The 20,580-nt window shown below is 73.1% G+C and carries 20 protein-coding genes; 16 read left to right on the top strand and 4 right to left on the bottom strand.

All coding sequences use genetic code 11. The features are described 5' to 3' along the window. The 3 genes from ACLJT4_RS33855 to ACLJT4_RS33845 all read left to right on the top strand — a co-directional run bounded on the left by ACLJT4_RS33855 (nt 1) and on the right by ACLJT4_RS33845 (nt 2,957). On the top strand, nt 1-738 hold the full coding sequence (locus ACLJT4_RS33855; protein WP_411128295.1) for an ABC transporter permease: 738 nt from the start codon (nt 1-3) through the stop codon (nt 736-738). A gap of 49 nt (nt 739-787) precedes the next feature. Next, a complete protein-coding gene (locus ACLJT4_RS33850) occupies nt 788-1,753 on the top strand; it encodes an ABC transporter substrate-binding protein (RefSeq protein WP_411128293.1) in 966 nt (321 codons plus the stop codon). Between the two features lie 64 nt (nt 1,754-1,817). After that, nucleotides 1,818-2,957, top strand: a complete 1,140-nt coding sequence (locus tag ACLJT4_RS33845; protein ID WP_411128291.1) for a hypothetical protein — start codon at nt 1,818-1,820, stop codon at nt 2,955-2,957. A 127-nt stretch (nt 2,958-3,084) separates the two neighbouring features. On the opposite strand, the gene ACLJT4_RS33840 is transcribed toward ACLJT4_RS33845, so the two are convergent. Together ACLJT4_RS33840 and ACLJT4_RS33835 are read right to left on the bottom strand one after the other, a co-directional pair. Next, complete coding sequence (locus ACLJT4_RS33840) at nt 3,085-4,227, bottom strand: NADH-quinone oxidoreductase subunit D (protein ID WP_411128289.1); 1,143 nt, start codon at nt 4,225-4,227, stop codon at nt 3,085-3,087. A 109-nt stretch (nt 4,228-4,336) separates the two neighbouring features. Then, nucleotides 4,337-5,470 (bottom strand): SAM-dependent methyltransferase, encoded by a 1,134-nt coding sequence (locus ACLJT4_RS33835; protein WP_411128287.1) that lies wholly within the window; start codon nt 5,468-5,470, stop codon nt 4,337-4,339. 349 nt (nt 5,471-5,819) lie between these two features. Between ACLJT4_RS33835 and ACLJT4_RS33830 the strand changes: the two genes are divergently transcribed. From ACLJT4_RS33830 to ACLJT4_RS33820, 3 genes are all read left to right on the top strand, one after another. Beyond that, nucleotides 5,820-7,025, top strand: a complete 1,206-nt coding sequence (locus ACLJT4_RS33830; RefSeq protein ID WP_411128285.1) for a sensor histidine kinase — start codon at nt 5,820-5,822, stop codon at nt 7,023-7,025. Between the two features lie 223 nt (nt 7,026-7,248). Continuing rightward, a complete protein-coding gene (locus tag ACLJT4_RS33825) occupies nt 7,249-7,932 on the top strand; it encodes a response regulator (protein ID WP_411128283.1) in 684 nt (227 codons plus the stop codon). 157 nt (nt 7,933-8,089) lie between these two features. Continuing rightward, nucleotides 8,090-8,785, top strand: coding sequence for a glycoside hydrolase family 75 protein (locus tag ACLJT4_RS33820; protein ID WP_411128375.1), 696 nt, complete (start codon nt 8,090-8,092; stop codon nt 8,783-8,785). Between the two features lie 251 nt (nt 8,786-9,036). On the opposite strand, the gene ACLJT4_RS33815 is transcribed toward ACLJT4_RS33820, so the two are convergent. After that, nucleotides 9,037-10,146, bottom strand: coding sequence for a DUF5937 family protein (locus ACLJT4_RS33815; RefSeq protein ID WP_411128281.1), 1,110 nt, complete (start codon nt 10,144-10,146; stop codon nt 9,037-9,039). A 100-nt stretch (nt 10,147-10,246) separates the two neighbouring features. Between ACLJT4_RS33815 and ACLJT4_RS33810 the strand changes: the two genes are divergently transcribed. Next, the gene (locus ACLJT4_RS33810; RefSeq protein WP_411128279.1) at nt 10,247-10,609 is read left to right on the top strand and encodes a hypothetical protein; all 363 of its coding nucleotides are present in this window, start codon (nt 10,247-10,249) and stop codon (nt 10,607-10,609) included. 191 nt (nt 10,610-10,800) lie between these two features. Here the strand turns inward: ACLJT4_RS33810 and ACLJT4_RS33805 are convergent, their stop codons facing one another. Further along, a complete protein-coding gene (locus ACLJT4_RS33805) occupies nt 10,801-12,012 on the bottom strand; it encodes a threonine aldolase family protein (protein ID WP_411128277.1) in 1,212 nt (403 codons plus the stop codon). Between the two features lie 249 nt (nt 12,013-12,261). On the opposite strand from ACLJT4_RS33805, the gene ACLJT4_RS33800 reads away from it, so the two are divergent. From ACLJT4_RS33800 to ACLJT4_RS33760, 9 genes are all read left to right on the top strand, one after another. Next, a complete protein-coding gene (locus ACLJT4_RS33800) occupies nt 12,262-13,308 on the top strand; it encodes a Rossmann-like and DUF2520 domain-containing protein (RefSeq protein ID WP_411128275.1) in 1,047 nt (348 codons plus the stop codon). Beyond that, nucleotides 13,305-14,486: a pantoate--beta-alanine ligase gene (panC, locus tag ACLJT4_RS33795; protein WP_411128273.1), complete on the top strand. Its 1,182-nt coding sequence runs from the start codon at nt 13,305-13,307 to the stop codon at nt 14,484-14,486. Before ACLJT4_RS33800 ends, panC begins: the two co-directional genes overlap by 4 nt. Further along, nucleotides 14,483-16,297: an L-aspartate oxidase gene (locus ACLJT4_RS33790; protein WP_411128271.1), complete on the top strand. Its 1,815-nt coding sequence runs from the start codon at nt 14,483-14,485 to the stop codon at nt 16,295-16,297. The genes panC and ACLJT4_RS33790 overlap by 4 nt, the downstream gene beginning before the upstream one ends. Further along, on the top strand, nt 16,294-17,358 hold the full coding sequence (gene nadC, locus ACLJT4_RS33785) for a carboxylating nicotinate-nucleotide diphosphorylase (RefSeq protein ID WP_411128269.1): 1,065 nt from the start codon (nt 16,294-16,296) through the stop codon (nt 17,356-17,358). Before ACLJT4_RS33790 ends, nadC begins: the two co-directional genes overlap by 4 nt. Nucleotides 17,359-17,360: 2 nt before the next feature. Next, nucleotides 17,361-18,158 (top strand): type III pantothenate kinase, encoded by a 798-nt coding sequence (locus tag ACLJT4_RS33780; protein WP_016576922.1) that lies wholly within the window; start codon nt 17,361-17,363, stop codon nt 18,156-18,158. 157 nt (nt 18,159-18,315) lie between these two features. Then, on the top strand, nt 18,316-19,026 hold the full coding sequence (locus ACLJT4_RS33775) for a hypothetical protein (RefSeq protein WP_411128373.1): 711 nt from the start codon (nt 18,316-18,318) through the stop codon (nt 19,024-19,026). A 60-nt stretch (nt 19,027-19,086) separates the two neighbouring features. Then, nucleotides 19,087-19,266 carry a hypothetical protein gene (locus ACLJT4_RS33770; RefSeq protein WP_411128267.1) on the top strand — a complete coding sequence of 60 codons (180 nt, stop codon included), beginning with the start codon at nt 19,087-19,089 and terminating at the stop codon, nt 19,264-19,266. 169 nt (nt 19,267-19,435) lie between these two features. Then, nucleotides 19,436-19,906, top strand: coding sequence for a BlaI/MecI/CopY family transcriptional regulator (locus tag ACLJT4_RS33765; RefSeq protein ID WP_411128371.1), 471 nt, complete (start codon nt 19,436-19,438; stop codon nt 19,904-19,906). Nucleotides 19,907-19,915: 9 nt separating this feature from the next. Next, nucleotides 19,916-20,434 (top strand): amino-acid N-acetyltransferase, encoded by a 519-nt coding sequence (locus ACLJT4_RS33760; protein WP_016576535.1) that lies wholly within the window; start codon nt 19,916-19,918, stop codon nt 20,432-20,434. Nucleotides 20,435-20,580: the final 146 nt, after the last annotated feature.

The raw sequence follows: 20,580 nt of genomic DNA, 5'->3' as shown, positions 1-20,580 counted from the left end.
GTGGACGCGATCACGGGGGCCTGGCAGTGGCTGGGCACGGCCGCCAACTGGGCCGGGGAGAAGGGGGTGTGGCACCGCCTCGGTGAGCACCTCTGGTTGACCGGGATCTGCCTGGTGCTGTCCTGCCTGATAGCCCTGCCGGTGGCGCTGTGGCTGGGCCACATCGGCAAGGGCGGGGCCTTGGCGATCAACATCTCCAACGTGGGGCGCGCGGTGCCGACGTTCGCGGTGCTGGTGCTGCTGACGCTGAGTCCGTTGGGGTCGCACGGCGACTGGCCGACGGTCATCGCGCTGGTGCTGTTCGCGGTGCCGCCCCTGCTGACCAACGTCTATCTGGGCATACGCGAGGCGGACCGCGACGTGGTCGAGGCGGCCCGCGGGATGGGTATGTCGGGGCCGCAGCTGTTGCGACGCGTGGAGATACCGCTCGCCTACCCGCTGATCATGACCGGGCTGCGTTCGGCCGCGGTCCAGGTGGTGGCCACGGCGACGCTGGCCGCGCTGGCCGGCGGCGGGGGCCTGGGCCGGATCATCACGGCCGGGTTCGGCAATTACGACACCGCGCAGGTGGTCGCCGGGGCGGTGCTGGTGGCGGTGCTGGCGCTGCTGGTGGAGGGGGTGTTGGTCGTGGTGGACCGGGCCTTCGACCCGATGCGGGGACGGCGGCGCGGGCCGTCCGGGAAGACGCCGGCCCCGGCGCCGGCCGGGGCCCGACCCGAACCGTCCCGATCGACCTGAGCGACGAGCTGATCCGACGACCTGATCCGAACGGACGGAGTGCAATTCCATGAGCAGCACAGCACGAGCGGTGCGTACCGCGTTGGCCACCGGGACCGTGGTGGCGCTGGCGGCCGGACTCGCCGCGTGCGGCGGGCAGAGCCTGGAGGAGAAGGGCGGGCGGGCCAAGGGCGGCGGGAAGGGCGAGATCGTCATCGGCTCGGCCGGTTTCACCGAGTCGAAGGTGCTCGCCGAGATCTATTCGCGGGTGCTCGCCGATGCCGGATACCAGCCGCGGGTGCAGACGCTGACCAATCGCGAGCTGTATGAGCCGGCCCTGGAGAAGGGCCAGATCGACGTCGTTCCGGAATACGCCTCCACCCTCGCGGAATTCCTCAACGCGAAGAAGAACGGCCCCAAGGCGAAGCCGGTGGCATCCAGCGACATCGACAAGACGGTGGCCGAGCTCAAGAAGCTCGCCGAGCCGCGCGGTCTGAAGGTGCTGCCGGCGGGCGCGGCCACCGATCAGAACGCGTTCGCGGTCACCAAGGAATTCGCCGCCAAGCACAGGCTGAAGACGCTCTCCGACCTGGGCCGTTCGCACGAGAAGATCAAACTCGCCGCGGGCGAGGAGTGCGAGACGCGGGTGTTCTGCAAGCCCGGCCTGGAGAGCACCTACGGCATCGGCGTCGAGGCCATCGATCCCAAGGGCGTGGGGACCCCGCAGGCCAAGCAGGCGGTCAAGGACGGCACCGACCAACTGGTGCTCACCACGACCACGGACGCCACTCTCGACAACTTCGGTCTGGTGCTCCTGCAGGACGACAAGAAGCTGCAGAACGCCGACAACGTGCTGCCCGTGCTGAATGCGAAGAAGGCCGCCGACAAGGAGATCGAGACCGCGCTCAACAAGATCACCAAGGTGCTGACGACCGAGGACTTGATCAACTTGAACCGCAAGGTCGATGCCGAGCGCTTGAAGCCCGCCGATGTGGCAACGGCCTATTTGGAGTCCAAGGGACTGGCCAAGAAGTAACCAGCGCGAAACGGATGCGTATGCGGGGCCCCATAGGTCTCGCACGCACGGTAAGTTTCTGGCCATGCCACGAGGACGCCACCGCCATTCCCCACCCCTCCACCGGCTGCTTCCTCCCGCGACGGTCGCCGGTGCGTCAATTGCCTGTGCCACGAGTGCGTGGTTCGTCGGCGACGACCTCGTGCAACGGGTGCTCGCCGCCGGTGCCGCGGCTGCCGCGGTCACCGGCGCCGTCCTCCTGCGCACCTGGGACCGCAAGGCCGGCAAGCGGGTCGCCGAGCTGACCCGGGCCCGGGCGCGCGACGAGTGGCGCACCGAGGAACGCGTCGCCGAACTGGAGACGGACGTCGAGGAAGCGCGCGAGATCCGCGCCGGCCTGGACGCCAAGCTCCGCGCCAAGCGCGCCGAACTCGCCCGCCTGCGCAGCGAGCACGCCGCCCTGCTGCGCCGCTACGCCACCGCCGAGACCGAGCGGGCCAGCGCCCTGGAGGGCCGCCGGCTGCTCGCCATCGAGGCCGGGCAACCGTCCGCTAGCGGCGCACTCGTCCCGGCCCGGCGCGAGCCCGGGACCGGCGGCGGACGCCACGCCTCCGCCGCCCGGCGCCCGGACGGCCCGCCCGCGGCCCGTCCGACCGCCACGTTCGCCGAGGCGGACCGCGCCCTGCGCGCGCTGCCCCGCAACGCCGCCCGGCAGCGCGCCGCCGGCGAGGACGGCACCGGCACCCAGCAGAAGCCCGGGGCCGACGACCAGGGGAAGCCCGAGGCGGCCGCCGCCCAGGGGGTGGGCGGACCGGAGCTCCGCCCGGTGCCGGCCGCCGCCGCGATCGCCCCGCCGCGCCCGTCCGTGTCCCGCACGCTGGGCGGCTTCGACTTCTTCGGCAACGCCACCGTCGCGCACGACCAGCCGACCGCCCCCCTGGAGGAGGACCTCGCGGACGTCGTCGGCGACGAGGCGGTCGCCGAGCAGTCGGCGCGCGCGCAGGCCCGCGTACCGGCCCGGGCGGCGCTCCCGCAGGCCGCCGACGAGGCCGCCGCGGCGACCGAGAAGTCCGCGGACGCCGGCACCGACGGCGCGCACCAGGCGACCGACGGCGCGACCGCCGACGGGGAGACCACGCACGGCGCCGGTGAGGTCATCGACCTGACCGCCCACGACGAGACCGAGCAGCTCGACCTCGCCGAACTGCGCAGCGCCATCTCCTGAGCGCCGCAGACCCGTAGACGCACCGAGCGGCGGGGAGTTCGTCCACAGCCTGTGGACGAACTCCCCGCCGCCGTGTCGTGCGCGCGGGCGCAGCCAGCGGCGGCCAGCCGCCCGCCCCGCCGCTCGGCTACTTGTCGATGTCGCCGACCACGAAGAACATCGACCCCAAGATGGCGACCATGTCGGCCACCAGGGTCCCCGGCAGCAACTCGGTCAGCACCTGGATGTTGTTGTACGACGCGGAGCGCAACTTCAGGCGGTACGGGGTCTTCTCGCCCTTGGAGACGAGGTAGTAGCCGTTGATGCCGAGCGGATTCTCGGTCCACGCGTAGGTCGTGCCCTCGGGGGCCTTGAGGACCTTGGGCAGCCGCTGGTTGATCGGACCGGGCGCCAACTCCGCGATCCGGTCCAGGCACGCGTCGGCCAGGTCCAGGGAGTTGTGGGTCTGCGCCAGCAGGCACTCGAACCGGGCCAGGCAGTCGCCCTCGTCCCGGGTGACCACCTGGAGCGTCGACCCGAGGTCGCCGTACGCGAGGTAGGGCTCGTCACGCCGCAGGTCGAAGTCGACGCCGGACGCGCGGGCGATCGGCCCGGAGACGCCGTAGGCGTGCACCGCCTCGCGGGACAGCACACCGACGCCCCGGGTGCGACCGCGGAAGATCTCGTTGCCGAGGACGAGGTCGTCGAAGACGTCCATCCGGGAGCGGACGTCGGCGACGGCCTGCCGGGCCCGGCCCAGCCAGCCGGCGGGCAGGTCCTCCTTGAGGCCGCCGACGCGGTTGAACATGTAGTGCATCCGGCCGCCGGAGACCTCCTCCATGACGGTCTGGAGCTCCTCGCGCTCGCGGAAGGCGTAGAAGACGGGGGTGATGCCGCCGAGTTCCAGCGGGTACGAGCCGAGGAACATCAGGTGGTTCAGCACGCGGTTCAGCTCGGCGAGCAGCGTCCGGGTCCACACTGCGCGCTCGGGGACCTCCATACCGAGCATCCGCTCGACGCCGAGCACCACGCCCAACTCGTTGGAGAACGCCGACAGCCAGTCGTGGCGGTTGGCGAGCATGATGATCTGGCGGTAGTCGCGGGCCTCGAAGAGCTTCTCGGCGCCGCGGTGCATGTACCCGATCACCGGCTCGGCGTGCCGGATGCGCTCGCCGTCCAGGACGAGGCGCAGCCGCAGCACGCCGTGCGTGGAGGGGTGCTGCGGGCCGATGTTCAGCACCATGTCGGTGCTTTCCGCCGCGCCGCCGATGCCGACCGTCGTCTCCGTCATGGGGACAGTGTCGCAGGGCGCGACGCCGCGGAGCGGGGCGGTCCGTGGTGTGGACCGGCTAGTCCGAGGGCCGAGCCGGACGCTCGGGCCGGACGGCCGGCGCGCCCGGTCAGCCCGCGTCGTCGGCGGCGAGCAGGCCGGCGCAGGCGGGGCCGCCGACCGGTTCCAGCAGCCAGCCGAAGCCGCCCAGGCCGGCCGGGTCGGTCAGTTCCGCGGCGGCACCGGCGGCGCCGAGCGCCCGGAGGTAGCCCGCCGGGTCGGTGGTCGCCAAGGACAGCGGCGGGCGCCGGCCGGTCACGCCGAGGGCGTGCAGCGCGGCCCGCTGGGTCAGCCGCTCGGCGGCCGGCCCGGCACACGCGTCGAGCGCCACGTGTGCCGTGACGTCGCAGCTGCCGTCCGGGACGGGACGGACCTCGCGGCCCGCCCGGAAGCCGGTGAGGGTGCCGAAGGGCGGCCGGTCGGCGCGGTCGTGGGCGTAGTCGACGGCAACCGCGAGCCCGGTGCGCAGGGCGCGGACGGCACGCGCCCAGGCGGCGTCCCGAGGGCGACCGATCTCGGCGCGCAGCCCGGGGGCGGGGCCGGCGGCGTCCGGTGCGGCCCGCGGCCACCAGCGGGTCAGCCACTGCGCGTCCGGGCCGTCCACGGGGGCGCCCAGCCGTTCCGTGCCGTCGGCGCGCACCTCGACGCGGCGCGGCACCCCGTCGGCGTCCGTCTCGACGACGTCCACCGGGACGTTGTCCAGCCACTCGTTGGCGAAGAGCAGGCCGGTGAGCGAGCCCGGCGCGGGCAGGTCGGCGAGCCAGGCGATCCGAGGGTCGAGGCCCTCGGGGCGCGCGGCGCGTTCGACGGCATACGGGCGGGTCCGCGCGGCCACGTCCTCGGGGAGCGCGGCCAGGACGCCGCCCAACAGCTCGCCGCGGCCCGCGCCGACATCGACCAGGGCCAGCTCGCCGGGGTGCCCGAGCGCGGCGTCGACCCGGCACAGGAGCGCGGCGACGGCACCGGCGTACAGCGGAGAGGCGTGGACGGAGGTGCGGAAGTGGCCGCCGGGACCGGGGCCGCCGGGGCGGGTGTAGAACCCGTCGGGACCGTAGAGCGCCTGCTCGGTTGCCGCCCGCCAGCCGCGCCAGGTGGCGTCGGCTCCGGCGCGGGGCGCGGGCCCGAGGCCGTCGGCCGGGGCCTCGGGGGCGGGCGGGAGGCCGTCGTCGCCGGGCCGCCGGGCGCGCCGGTGCTCGTTCGCCACGCGTTCGCGTCCTTCGTTCGGCGCGTGCCCGCGTCCCCTGTTCGTCACACGGACCACGGTACGGGGGGCGACGGAAGCCGCGGGGCGTCGACCCGTGGTGTGGTGGTCGGCCCACGGTATGAGTCCGCGCGCTGAGAAGAAGTGCCCTGCTCGGGGCCGTGTTCCGGCGCCCGGCAGGCGAGCGGCCGCGCCACGCGAGCACGGTTCCACCCCGCAGATGATCATGGGCCAACCCCAGCGGCGACACAATTGGCGCATGTGGCCTCCACCTAGGGGAGTAGGCCCGATGGAAGAGGATCGCTCCTCCGGTTGACTCCGCAGCCTGTCGGCGCTGCCTACGCTGGGTTACGTGCAGCGCCTCTATGACTTCTTCCGCAGGCACCCGACGGGGGTGGACAGCTTCTGGGCTTTCCTCCTCTTCGGGTTCTGCGGGCTGTGGGTCATCTCCCGGTCGGGCCTTGAGGGCAAGATCATCGCCCTGCTCTTCAGCGCCGGCCTGTGCCTGGTCATCGCCCTGCGCCGGAAGTACCCGGTCAAGATGCTGCTACTGGCCACCGCCCTCGGCCTCGGCCAGCTGATCTTGAACGTGCCGCCCAACATGGGCGACTTCGCGATGATGGTGATCATCTACACCGTCGCCTCCGAGACCTCGGCCAGCCGCTGGGCCTCACGCTTCGCACTGGCCGGCGCCCTGATCGCCCCCGGCCTCTCACAGCTCCGCTTCCGGGACAGCCCCATCGCCATGCCCGTGTGGGCGGTGGTCTTCTTCATGGTGCTGCTCACCGTGCCGTTCGTACTCGCCTGGGTGCTCGGCGACTCGGTACGCACCCGCCGGGCCTACTGGGCGCAACTGGAGGAGAAGGCCAGCCGCCTGGAGAAGGAGCGCGAGGCCCAGGCGCGGATCGCGGTCGCCGCCGAACGCGCCCGGATCGCCCGCGAGCTGCACGACGTCGTCGCGCACAACGTCTCGGTGATGGTCGTCCAGGCCGACGGCGCCGCCTACGTCCTCGACGCCGCACCCGAACAGGCCCGCCAGGCACTGGAGACGATCTCGGGCACCGGACGGCAGGCCCTGGCCGAGATGCGCCGCCTGCTGGGCGTGCTGCGCACCGGTGAGCAGGCCGAGGGCGGGGAGTACGTGCCACAGCCCGGCGTCGAGCAGCTCGCCGACCTCATCGACCAGGTCCGGGGCGCCGGACTGCCGGTCGACTTCCGGGTGGTCGGCGAGCCGCGTCCGCTGCCCAGCAGCGTCGAGCTGACCGCGTACCGCATCGTCCAGGAAGCCCTGACCAACGCCCGCAAGCACGGTGGCCCCGACGTCAGCGCCACCGTCCGCCTCACCTACCGGGACGACGACCTCGACCTGCTCGTCGAGGACGACGGCCGGGGCGCCCAGCACGAGCTCTACGAGGCAGGCGGCGCGGACGGGCTCGGCCACGGCCTGATCGGGATGCGCGAGCGGGTCGGCATGGTCGGCGGCATCCTCGACGCCGGGCCACGGCCGGGCGGCGGCTTCCGCGTCAACGCGGTCCTGCCGCTCAAGGCTGACCGATGAGCCGGCCGGTCGCGCCACCGAGCCGTTCCGGCGCGCGGGGGAGTGGTGGCCGAGCGGCCCGGCCCCGTCGGCGCCCGCTCCACCCGTCGCCGCCGCGCACGTGGTCGGCGGGCCGGTCGCTACCGTGCTCGCATCGGGCGTGCTCGTCCCCGGCCTCCTCGCCGTCGCCCCGGGCGCCTGCGTCCCGTCCGCTCCTGCCGACCCGTGAAGGGATCTCCCTGCCATGACCATCCGCGTGATGCTCGTCGACGACCAGGTGCTGTTGCGCACCGGCTTCCGGATGGTGCTGGCCGCCCAACCCGACATGGGGGTCGTCGCCGAGGCGGGCGACGGAGTGCAGGCCCTGGAGGTGCTGCGGACCGCCGAGGTGGACGTGATCCTGATGGACGTCCGGATGCCGCACCTCGACGGCGTCGAGGCCACCCGCCGGATCTGCGGTGGCGGGCAGCCGGAGGGCGCCCCGAAGGTCCTCATCCTGACCACCTTCGACCTGGACGAGTACGCCTTCTCCGCGCTGAAGGCCGGCGCCAGCGGCTTCATGCTCAAGGACGTGCCGCCGAACGAACTCCTCGCCGCGATCCGGGCGGTGCACAGCGGGGACGCGGTCGTCGCCCCGTCGACCACCCGCCGCCTCCTGGACCGCTTCACGCCGATGCTGCCCGCGACCTCCGGCGAGCCCGCGCGGCCCGAGCTGGGGCGGCTGACCGACCGTGAGCGGGAGGTGCTGCTGCTGGTCGCGCAGGGGCTGTCGAACGGCGAGATCGCGGCGCGGCTGGTGCTGTCCGAGGCCACGGTCAAGACCCATGTGGGCCGGATCCTCACCAAGTTGAGCCTGCGGGACCGGGTGCAGGCGGTGGTGCTGGCGTATGAGACGGGGCTGGTCCGGGCCGGGGGCGCCGGAGCGTAGTCGGGCTGACCAGGTCGATCGCCGCATGCCGGGGATCGACCTGGTCCGGGAGTCGTGGCGTGGCCGGTACGTGCATTGACGCGGACACGTAAGAAAGGCCAGATTGGCGCGCGGTAAGGAAACTTTCCTAACAGAAGGGTTCCCCGTGCGCAGAAGCATGTTCGCCCTCGCCACCGCCTCCGGCGCCGCCCTCCTCGCCGCCGCAGCCCTGCCCGCCACCGCCCAGCCGACCGCCCACCGGACCGCGCCGCACGCCGCCCTCCAGGAAGGATCGGTCTCCGCGGCCCAACTGCTCGCCAAACTCAAAGACTGCCAGCAGATCTCCAACGGCAAGTACCGGACCGACGAGGAGACCTCGGCCACCGTCCCGGTCTGCGGCGAGAACGGCGCCGTCTTCTGGAAGGCCGACATGGACATCGACTGCGACGGGCAGATCACCTCGCAGTGCAACGCCGACACCGACCCCTGGTTCCAGGACGACACCCGCTTCCACCAGTCCGACGGCAAGCCACTGAACGCCGCGAAGCTGCCCTACGTCGTCGTGCCCAGCACCAGCGGCATCTGGAACTACGAGTCCGCGGGCATCAAGGGCGGCGGCGTGGTCGCCCTCATCTACAACAACCAGGTCGAATACGCCGTCGTCGGGGACACCGGCCCCGAAAAGATCATCGGCGAGGCGTCCTACGCGGCCGCCAAGGGCCTGGGCATCGACCCCAACCCGGAGACCGGCGGCGCGGACTCGGGCGTCACCTACGTGCTGTTCAAGAACTCCAAGGCGTCCCCCATCGAGAGCCACTCCGACGCGGTGAGCCGTGGCGACGCCCTGGCGAAGAAGTTTCTGCAGGAGAACTGAAGGGAGGTGGGGGCGAGGGGTGGGGAATGGGGGGCTGGGCGGGGGAACGGGGCGAGGGTGGGGGTGGGGGCTGTTACTTGGGGTTGTGTTGTTTGGTGGGCGGCGGTGGTTCGACGTCTTCCGCTGTTCCCCGCCCCCGCCCCCGCCCCCACCCCGCCCCACCCCTCCGGCCCTCCGCCCCACCCTCCTTCCACCCCCACCCCGCGCCTCCCTCCCGTCCGCCCCATTGCCATCAGGCGTGACCGGTCGGCTCAGCGCAGTACGCCCTCAAGGAAGTCGCTGCCCAGTCGGGCCACTACCTGGAGGTTCAGCTGGTGCAGGACGTACCGCCCCCGGCGCCGGGTCTGGAGCAGGCCGGCCTTCTTCAGCACCGCGATGTGGCGCGACACCTCCGGCGACGTGATGCCGAACGTGGTCGCCAGTTCCCCGGTCGTGTGCGGTCCCCGCGAGAGGGTGCGGCATAGCTGCATCCGCATCGGGTGACCGAGCGCCTCCAGCCGTTGCTGGACGAGTTCCAGCGTGGCGGGCACAGGCAACTCAGGGCTCGCGACCGGGTATTGGAGCACCGGGCGCCAGCCGGGTGCGTGGCTGAACACCAGGTGCGGCCAACCGAACGACGTCGGGATGAACGTGAGGCCGGGGTCGGCCGGGTCGGCGAACCCGGTCGTGCGCCCACTGGCCAGCTTGTCGACCAGGATGTGGCTGGTGCCACTGCCGTCTTGGGCCTCCTCCAGGGTCAGCGCCAGTGAGGTCGCGGTCAGCGTTTCCGCGAGCCCCTTGCGGCGCAGCAGTTCGGACTTGTGTCGTGCGTCGGCGGCCAGCTGGATGCTCACCCGCCGCCAGATGTCCCCGAAGAACGCGTCCTCGCAGTCCTCGAAGAGGCGCCGCAGCCACACCCGCAGGCCGTCGGGGTCGGTCAGCATCCGGTCCGTGAACGCCGCCTGCCGCGGTCCGCGAGCCGCCGCCATCTCCCGTACGCGTGCCCGCTCGTGCTCGTCGACCAGGGGCGACGGCGTGGGGCGGGTGTACTTGGGTGAGCAGCTGATCTCGAACGCGGCGGCCACGAACCGTTCGTCGTCGATCCCGTCGAGCCCGTCCAGTTCCTCGGCGAGCGTCGCTCCGGGGCGGGTGGGCAGCAGGATGTCCGAGCGGGCGGACCGCCACAGGAAGTCCGCTTCGCACAACCGGTCCGCCAGGTCGGTCTTCAGTCCGGCGTTGGTCGCGGTGACCCAACCGTGCAGCCCGGGGTGGTGCCCCGGCTCGGACAGCGCGTGCAGCGCCGCTCCCAGCTCGGCCAGCGGTGAGGGCGCGAAGACGAGGCGCTCCAGCGGCAGCCCGGTGATGTCGATGACGTTGGCCATGTACCCATCATGCGCGAGGCCGTGACCTGCGGCGTCGTCGATTGACGGCTCTCGTCAATCGGCGCGCCAGGGGTCGTCCGGCGGTCTCAGAGTGAGGGGCATGGACACCATGCAGCAGCACCTCCTCGACAGCTACCGCGCCGCCCAGCGGGGCGAGGTCGCCCCGCCCGCACCGGGCGAGGCCACCGTCCGCACCGTCCGGGAGATCCGGCAGTGGCGCCGCTTCAAGGCCGTGGTCACCGATCCCGCGGAACGCTGGTGGGGGCGCGACGGGCGGATCGCACGAGGGCTCGCGGCACGGCTGGTTCGCCGCGCCCGACCCCTGGACGGCAGCGCCGCCGCACCGGCCCGTCCCGCTCCCGGCCGACCGGTCGCCCACCGCGAGGCCGGCGCCCGCGCGGGTGCGAACCGTGCAACCACCACCCTGGCCGGCCGGCCCAACGCCGGACCGAGCGATGCCTGAGCGGGGCGGGCGGTAACGGTCCCCGTAGCAGCCACCCGCCACCCCAGAGCATCCACCCCAGAGCGGCCACCCTGGAGCAGTCAATCCGGAACGGCCCCCGGAGCCCGACAGCTGGAAACGACCGGGCTGCGGCCCTTCCCGCACGAACCGCGCAGGCGTAGCTCCCACCGGTCCCGCTACCGCCGCCACCGTCAGCCGTCGATGCGTCGGACGAACTCGCCCACCGCCGTGCGTATCTCCTCCGCCGTCCATTCCAGTGCGGGCGAAGCGACCGTCACCTCCGTCATCGCCACGCCGGGCGGTCCGGTCGAGTCCGGTTCGAACCACTGCTGGAACAGCGTCGTGCGGGTCTCCTCCGCCTGACGGATGCTGGCTTCGTTCAACACCTGCGGTGAGTGGGGCAGCCACAGCTGGAACTGGTGGGTGTGCGGCTCTTCGGGGTGCACCCGGAACCACGGCACGCCGGCCTCTGCCAGGCCCTCCCGCAGGGCCCGCGCGACGGTCTTGGCCTGGGCGGCGTACTCCGGCAGCCGAGGCAGCTCGTGGTCCAGCCCGACCAGGGCGGCCAGCACGGTCGGCCACTGCTGGAACACCTGGCCGCCGTAGCGGTGACGCCAGGCGCGGGCTTCCGCGACGAACTCCTCGGTGCCCGCCAGGGCGGCGCCCGCGATGCCGCCCAGCGACTTGTAGAAGGAGACGTAGACGCTGTCCGCGAGGGCGGCGATCTCCGGGAGCGGCTTGCCGAAGTGCGGGGTGCACTCCCAGAGTCGGGCGCCGTCGAAGTGCACCACCGCGTCGAGGTCCCGCGCCGCGGCTACCACCGACTCCAGTTCCGGCCAGCTGGGGAGGACGTATCCGGCGTCCCGCAGCGGGAGTTCGAGGGCGAGGGTGCCGAACGGTTCCTCCAGGTCGTAGACCTCCGCGGCCGTCGGCAGGCGCGGGGCGCTCGTCGGATGCACCATGCGCAGTCCGCTGACCACGGCGTAGGCGTTGCGCTCGTGGACCTCCAGGTGGGACAGGGGGTGGCCGGCGACCGTGGCGTTGCCCGTGCGGCCCGCCCAGCAGCGGAGTGCCACCTGCTGCGCCATCGTGCCGGTCGGGAAGAACACAGCGGCCGCGGTGCCCAGGGCTTCGGCGGTGCGGCGCTCCAACGCGCCGACGATGCCGTCGTCGTTGCCGTAGAGGTCCGTCCAGTCGTCGAGGTCGTAGGTGCCGGGGGCGTCGGCCGTCAGGCGGGCCATTCGCTCGGCGAGCGTCTCCGGTGGGCGGGAGCCGGACAGTGTCCGCACCGCACCGCGGTACGCGGCGAACCGTCGCGCCCGGTCGTCGGCCGCGTCGCGCGCCCCGTCGTCCGCCGGTGGAGTGTCGAGCCCCGTCGTGTGCTGCTGCCCGTTCTCGGTCATGGCCCCCGCCTTCGCTTCGTCCCGCGCTGTCCGCGCGGGGTGTCTGGACCGATCATCGCGCAGCCGGCGACGGCGCCGCGAGGGCTGTGGATAACTCTCCGAACCGGCGCGGAGTGGGGTGTTCCGGTTGTCCTTCGAGACCCTCGTCTCACCCTCCGTACGGCTCTCCGGGCGGTGGGGGGCCCTCGCGTAGCATGGCGACGAATCGTCCGGTACCCCTCGCGGACTGGAACGGAAGGCCGTCGCCCCGTGAACCCACATCCCTCCACCGAGGCCCAGGACCGGCCCGCCCGACTCACGGTCGGAGTCGTCGGCGCAGGTCGCGTCGGGCCCGCGCTCGCCGCGGCGCTGCAGCTCGCGGGGCATCGTCCGGTGGCCGTCTCGGGGGTCTCCGACGCCTCCGTCCGGCGCGCCGCCGAGATGCTGCCCGGCGTCCCGCTGGTCACCCCGGGCGAGGTGCTCGCCCGTGCGGACCTCGTGTTGTTGACCGTCCCCGACGACGCCCTGGCCGACCTGGTGGCGGGGCTCGTCGAGACCGGTGCCGTACGGCCGGGGCAGCTGCTGGTGCACACCTCCGGCCGTTTCGGGACGGCCGTGCTGGAGCCGGCGACCAGGGCCGGTGCGCTGCCGCTGGCCCTGCACCCTGCCATGACGTTCACCGGGACGTCCGTGGACGTGCAGCGGCTGGCCGGTTGCCCGTTCGGGGTGACCGCCCCGCAGGAGCTGCGGATGGCCGCGGAGGCGCTGGTCATCGAGATGGGCGGGGAGCCCGAGTGGATCGCGGAATCCGCCCGTCCGCTCTATCACGCGGCGCTCGCCATCGGCGCGAACTACCTGGTCACCCTGGTGGCGCAGGCCATGGAGCTGCTCCAGAAGGCCGGGGTGCAGGCCCCGGACCGGATGCTCGGCCCGCTGCTCGGCGCGGCCCTGGACAACGCGCTGCGGTCCGGTGACGCCGCCCTGACGGGCCCGGTCGCCCGGGGCGACGCCGGCACGGTCGCGGCCCACCTGGCGGAGCTGCGCACGCACGCCCCACAGGCCCTCGCCGGCTACCTGGCCATGGCCCGCACGACCGCGGACCGGGCGCTCGCGCACGGTCTGCTCAAGCCGGAACTGGCCGAGGAACTGCTGGACGTGCTCGCGGGGCCCGCTCCCGACAGCGGCACCGGCCCGGGCGCGCGCTCGGGGGAGCAGGGTTCCCCCGAAGGCCCCGAAGGCCCCGAAGGCCCCGAAGGCCCCGAAGGCCCCGACGACCCCGCGTCCCCCGACCACGGCCCCCACGGAGGCGGCTCATGACCTCCTCGCCCGTCAGCCCGCCCCCGGGCGTCGCCCGACCGGCGCCGGGTCCCGAGCTCGTCCACACCGCCGCGGAGCTGCGGGCACTGCCACGCCGCAGCGGCGTCCGCGCCGTTGTCATGACCATGGGTGCGCTGCACGAGGGGCACGCCGCCCTGATCCGCGCCGCCCGGGAGCGGGTCGGACCGCAGGGCCAGGTGGTGGTCACGGTGTTCGTCAACCCCCTGCAGTTCGGGGCGGGCGAGGACCTCGACCGCTACCCGCGGACCCTGGACGACGACGTGGTGCTGGCCGCCGGGGCGGGCGCCGACGCCGTCTTCGCGCCGTCGGCCGACGAGGTCTACCCGGGCGGGGAACCGCAGATCCGCATTTCCGCCGGCCCCATGGGCACCGTCCTGGAGGGCGCCAGCCGCCCCGGGCACTTCGACGGGGTCCTCACCGTCGTCGCCAAGCTGCTTCATCTGACCGCGCCGGACCTGGCGTTCTTCGGGGAGAAGGACGCCCAGCAGCTCGCCGTCATCCGGCGGATGGCGACCGACCTGAACTTCCCGGTCGAGATCGTCGGCGTCGCCACGGTCCGGGAGGCCGACGGGCTGGCCCGCTCCAGCCGCAACCGCTACCTGTCCGGCCCGGAGCGCCACACCGCGCTCGCGCTGTCCGCGGCGCTGTTCGCCGCCCGCGACCGGCTCACCGCCGAGGAGGCGCTGCGCGACCGCGCCGCCTCCGCCGGACACCCCGGACAGGACCGTTCCGCGGCGCTCGCCGCCCTCGGTGAGGACCGGGCCGCCGCCGACGCGCACGCCGTCGCCTACGCCGCCGGCCCCCTGCACGGCCCGTCCGTGGCCCGCGCCGCCGCCGGCGTGGTGCTGGAGGACGCCGCCCACCTGGATCCGCCGCTCGACCTGGACTACCTGGCGCTGATCGACCCGCGCGACTTCACCGAGGTCCGGGACGGGTACGCGGGTGAGGCGATCCTCGCGGTGGCCGCCAAGGTGGGCACCACCCGGCTCATCGACAACATCCGGCTCGTGTTCCCCGCCGGCGGGGCCCCAACGCCGGCCGTCGCCCAGGAGCCGCACACCGCCTCCCAGGAGCCCCCGGCCGGAGCGGCCCCCGCGGCCCCCCGGAAGACCAGGAAGTCCACTCCACCCCAAGGCCCCCTCGGAGCGACCCGATGACCGCTACCGGAACCGCCACCGGCCCCACCGGCATACGCCTCACCGCCCCCGCCCCCGGCTGGTCCATCACGGCGGACGTCGTCGTGGTCGGCTCCGGCGTCGCCGGACTGACCGCCGCGCTGCGCTGCGCCGCCGCCGGTCGCCGCACCGTCGTCGTCACCAAGGCCCGGCTCGACGACGGCTCCACCCGTTGGGCACAGGGCGGGATCGCCGCGGCCCTGGGGGACGGCGACAGCCCCGAACAGCACCTGGCCGACACCCTCGTGGCGGGCGCCGGCCTGTGCGACGAGGAGGCCGTGCGGACGCTGGTGACCGAGGGCCCGGACGCCGTCCACCGGCTGATCGCGGCCGGCGCCCGCTTCGACACCGCCCCCGGGAGCGACGAGATCGCGCTCACCAGGGAGGGCGGCCACCACCGCCGCCGGATCGCGCACGCCGGCGGCGACGCGACCGGGGCGGAGATCTCCCGCGCGCTGGTCGCCGCGGTCCGCGCGGCCGGCAGCGGCGCACCCGCCGCCCCCTCGACCGACGGCGGCGGACGCTCGGCGGACCTGCGCACCATCGAAAACGCCCTGGTCCTCGACCTCCTCACGGACGCCGAGGGCCGCACGGCCGGCGTCACCCTGCACGTCATGGGGGAGGGCCAGCACGACGGCGTCGGTGCCGTCCACGCGCCGGCGGTGGTGCTCGCCACCGGGGGCATGGGCCAGGTGTTCTCCGCGACCACCAACCCGCCCGTCTCCACCGGCGACGGGGTGGGCCTGGCGCTGCGCGCCGGCGCCGAGGTCTCGGACCTCGAATTCGTCCAGTTCCACCCGACCGTGCTCTACCTGGGGCCGGACGCGGAGGGCCAACAGCCGCTGATCTCCGAGGCCGTGCGCGGCGAGGGCGCCCACCTGGTCGACGCGGACGGCACCCGCTTCATGGTCGGCCAGCACGAACTCGCCGAACTCGCCCCGCGCGACATCGTGGCCAAGGCGATCATGCGCCGCGCCCAGGAGCAGGGCGCCGAGCACATGTACCTGGACGCCCGGCACTTCGGCGCCCCGATGTGGGAGCACCGCTTCCCGACCATCCTGGCCGCCTGCCGCGCGCACGGCATCGACCCGGTCACCGAGCCGATCCCGGTCGCCCCGGCCGCCCACTACGCCTCCGGCGGCGTCCGCACCGACCTCCACGGCCGGACCACGGTGCCCGGCCTGTACGCGTGCGGCGAGGTGGCCTGCACCGGCGTCCACGGCGCCAACCGGCTGGCCTCCAACTCCCTCCTGGAGGGCCTGGTGTTCGCGGAGCGGATCGCCGCGGACATCACCGCCAACGGGACGACGGCCCCGGCCGCCGCCCCCGTGGAGGCCCGCGCCCCGCTGCCCCTCCTGGTGCCCGAGGCCCGCGCGGCCGTTCAACGGATCATGAGCGCCGGTGCCGGCGTGCTGCGCAGCGCAGCCAGCCTCGCCCGGGCCGCCGACGACCTCGACCGCCTCCAGCGGGAGGCCGCCGAGGCGGCCGTGGACGCCTCCCCGGCCGTCGTCAAGGCCCCCGAGCCCGGTGTGGAAGCCTGGGAGGCCACCAACCTGCTGTGCGTCGCCCGCGTCCTGGTCGCCGCCGCACGGCGCCGCGAGGAGACCCGCGGCTGCCATTGGCGCGAGGACCACCCGGACCGCGACGATGCCCTGTGGCGCCGCCACTTCCGCATCACCCTGGGCGCCGACCGCACCCTGAACATCCGCACCACACAGACCGCCGGCTTCCCGCCGACCGCCGGCACCGCCCCTCAGCCCGCCCCCACTCCCGATACGGAGCCCACCCCGTGAGCAGCACCCCCGACGACCTCCCCCTCCTCCAGATCGGCCGGCCCGGCGCCGCTCCCGCCGGTGGAGGCTGCGGCGACGCCTGCGGGTGCGCCGCCGGCGACGGCGAAGGCTACGAGCTGGACCCGCTGACCTGCGGGCTCGACCCCGACCTGGCCGCGCTCCTGCTGGCCGCCGGGCTCGACCCCGTCCAGGTGGAGGACATCGCGCACATGGCCATCGAGGAGGACCTCGACCAGGGCGTGGACGTGACCACCGTGGCGACCGTCCCCGAAGACGCCGTCGCCACCGGGGACTTCACGGCCCGCGAGGACGGCACGATCGCCGGCCTGCGGATCGCCGAAGCGGTGCTGTCCGTGGTGTGCACCGACGAGTTCGCCGTCGAGCGGCACGTCGAGGACGGCGAGCGCGTCGTGGCCGGCCAGAAGCTGCTGTCCGTCACCACGCGCACCCGCGACCTGCTCACCGCCGAGCGCAGCGCGCTCAACCTCCTGGGCCGGCTGTCCGGCATCGCCACCCTGACGCGCGCCTGGGCGGACGTCCTCGACGGCACCGACGCCAGGGTCCGCGACACCCGTAAGACGACGCCAGGCCTGCGCGCCCTGGAGAAGTACGCGGTGCGCTGCGGCGGCGGCGTCAACCACCGGATGTCGCTGTCCGACGCGGCGCTCATCAAGGACAACCACGTCGTGGCGGCGGGCGGCGTCGCGGAGGCGTTCACGGCCGTGCGGACCGAGTTCCCCGGCGTGCCGATCGAGGTCGAGGTCGACCGGATCGACCAGATCCCGCCGATCCTCGCCGAGGGCGCCGACCTGATCCTGCTGGACAACTTCACGCCGGAGCAGACCCGCGAGGCGGTGGAACTGGTCGCCGGCCGCGCGATGTTGGAGTCCTCCGGCCGACTCTCCCTCGACAACGCCGCCGCATACGCCCGGACCGGCGTCGACTACCTGGCGGTGGGCGCGCTCACCCACTCCGCCCGGGTCCTCGACATCGGCCTGGACCTGCGCGAGGGCGCCGACGCCGACGCCCCCGCCGGCCCGCACGACGACGAGAGCCGCTGACCATGTTGCTGACCATCGACGTAGGCAACACGCACACCGTGTTGGGCCTGTTCGACGGCGACGAGATCGTCGAGCACTGGCGGATCTCCACCGACTCCCGGCGGACCGCCGACGAACTGGCCGTCCTGCTCCAGGGCCTGATGGGCATGCACCCGCTGCTCGGGGACGACCTGGGCGACAACATCGAGGGCATCTCCATCTGCTCCACGGTCCCCTCGGTGCTCCACGAACTGCGCGAGGTGACCCGCCGCTACTACGGGGACGTCCCGGCCGTCCTGGTGGAACCAGGCGTCAAGACGGGCGTGCCGATCCTCATGGACAACCCCAAGGAGGTCGGCGCGGACCGGATCATCAACGCGCTGGCCGCCGTCGAGCTGTACGGCGGCCCCGCGGTCGTCGTCGACTTCGGCACCGCGACCACCTTCGACGCGGTGAGCGCCCGCGGGGAGTACGTGGGCGGTGTGATCGCCCCCGGCATCGAGATCTCCGTGGACGCGCTGGGCGTCAAGGGCGCCCAGCTCCGCAAGATCGAGCTGGCCCGGCCGCGCAGCGTCATCGGCAAGAACACCGTCGAGGCGATGCAGTCCGGAATCCTCTACGGCTTCGCCGGCCAGGTGGACGGTGTGGTGCAGCGGATGGCCCGGGAACTGGCCGACGACCCCGACGACGTGACGGTGATCGCCACCGGCGGGCTGGCACCGATGGTGCTCGGCGAGTCCTCGGTGATCGACGAGCACGAGCCCTGGCTCACCCTCATCGGCCTGCGGCTGGTGTACGAGCGCAACGTGGGCCGGCTGTGACCACGGCCCGCGGGCAGCAGGGGCGCGACCGGTGCCGTACTGGCGCGCCCGTGTGACGCGCGCCCCGCTGCCGCGCCACCGATCCAAATTAAGAGGCTTTTTTCCGAATTAGTCGTAAAGTCGCGGCATGCCAATGCCATACGGATCCCGCGGCGGCATGGCCTTCGGCGCCGATGAGTTGCGTGTTCTCCGTCGCGCCCTCGCCCATGCCCTCCAGACGACCTCCCGCGCCGCGCCCCTCGGCGTCCCCGCCCCCGACCGGTCGCAGGACGTCCAGGAATACCTCCGGCTGGCGGAGGCGGTGGACGAGGCGGTCCGCGAAGGCGCCCGCCTGCGCGCCTTCCTGCTCGCCGACCTCGCCCGCTACCGCGACGCCCTGCCCGGCGCCGCCACCGGCTACCTCGCGCGGCTCCAGGAGGTGCTGGCGGCCGGTCACGTCCCCGGCCCCGACGACCTCGCCGCGCTGCGCTCGCTGCTCACCCGGCCCGCCGTCGAGGCCGAGCGCAAACGCCGCAGCGCCCTCCTGCGGCACTGCGAGCGCCTGGCCGAGCAATCCGTACGGGCCCGGCTGCGCGCGCTGCCCGGCGGCCGCTCGGGCGCCTTTCCGGACGCCCCGGCGAACGGCCGCACCGGCGCCCGCCCGCGCCCTTCCGGTCTGGCCTCCCGCAGCGCCGCCGCCGGGACGGACTCCGAGGCGGACCCGAAGCAGGACCCCCAACGGGAACCGCGGCCGGGGCCCCGCCGGGAGCCGCCCAAGCCCGGGCAGCGCCCCGGGGAGCCCCGACCCGACCGCCCGATCCCGACGCCGGGCGAGGTGTTCCCGCCCCGCCGCAAGCCGGTGCCGCCCCCGGAGACCCGCACCGCCTGAGCGCTGCGTACTCTGGCGGGGTACTCGTCGCGGGCTCATGCCCTGAAGGAGGCCCATGCCATGGATTACGTTGCCGCGTTGCTCCCGCCCGTAGTGATGGCCGTCGCCTTCACCGGCCTGATCGTCACGATGATCAAGAGCCAGGGCGGTCAGAACAAGTCGAAGGAGGACGCGGCCGTCGACGAGGCGTTCGCCCGCGCCGAGGCCGCCGGGCAGGAACCCAAGGCGTTCGGCGCCTGAACCGCCCCCATTTCCGGCGGATCACCCGCTCAGTACGGCCCGGGATTGACCGTCCCGGGCCGTACTTCCTTTTTCCGGACCAAACGCAACCAGATCAACCGGCATTCGCGACATCTCCCACTATTCTTCTTGTGTGCCGAGACGCTTGGGTGATCTGGAAGACGCGGTGATGACGCGGGTCTGGGAGTGGAACCGCCCGGTGACCGTTCGAGAAGTTCTGGAGGATCTCCAGAAGGAACGGTCGATCGCCTACACCACGGTCATGACCGTATTGGACAACCTGCATCAGAAGGGCTGGGTGCGCCGCGAAGCCGAAGGCCGCGCCTATCGATATGAGGCGGTCTCCACTCGCGCCGCCTACTCGGCCGCACTGATGAACGAAGCGTGGTCCGCCAGTGACAACCCCGCGGCCGCACTAGTGGCCTTCTTCGGCATGATGTCGCAGGAACAACGGCAAGCCCTCCGCGATGCCGTACGGATGGTGCAGGTCGACGATCGGCCGGTAGCCGCGGAAGAACAGCCGGCGGCCCCGGAACACTCCGGGGAACCGGCCCGGGAAGAAGAGCCGCAAGCCGCGGATGAAGCGCCGGCCGGCGAAGGAGATGAACCCGGAGCGGAGCCCGGCGGCAAGGAGCGATAGCGTCCGGGCATGCCAGCGCATTCAAAAGGCCTCACCGTCCGCCGTGCCCGGACCAGCGATGTACCGGCGGTCCGCCGCCTCATCGACGCCTACTCGCGCGACGGGATCCTGCTCGACAAAGCCACCGTCACGCTTTACGAGGACATCCAGGAGTTCTGGGTGGCGGAGCGGGACGAGGACGGCGAGGTCGTCGGCTGCGGAGCACTGCACGTCATGTGGGAAGACCTGGCCGAGGTCCGCACCCTGGCGGTGGACCGGACGGAACGCGGCACCGGGGTCGGCCACCAGGTCCTGGCCAAGCTGCTGGCCACCGCCCGCTGGCTGGGAGTGCGGCGAATTTTCTGCCTCACCTTCGAAGTCGACTTCTTCGCCAAGCACGGCTTCGTGGAGATCGGCGAGACACCCGTAGACGGGGATGTCTACAGCGAACTGCTGCGTTCCTATGACGAGGGCGTTGCCGAGTTCCTCGGGCTCGAACGAGTGAAGCCCAACACCCTGGGCAACAGCCGCATGCTTCTGCACCTGTGATCAGCGTTCTATGTCCGAATCGCTCCCCTATCTCATGGCTACGGAAGCATGCGTTCCCCACTGGGTGGGCAAGTGAACCCTACCCAAGGGTTTGTGTTTTTCCCGGAAAAGCGGTTTGCTTTCCGTCGTAATCCGCATTCGATGAA

Source organism: Streptomyces sp. x-19 (assembly GCF_046549115.1).
Taxonomy (GTDB): domain Bacteria; phylum Actinomycetota; class Actinomycetes; order Streptomycetales; family Streptomycetaceae; genus Streptomyces; species Streptomyces albulus_C.
This window is presented reverse-complemented; position numbering and strand designations above follow the sequence as displayed.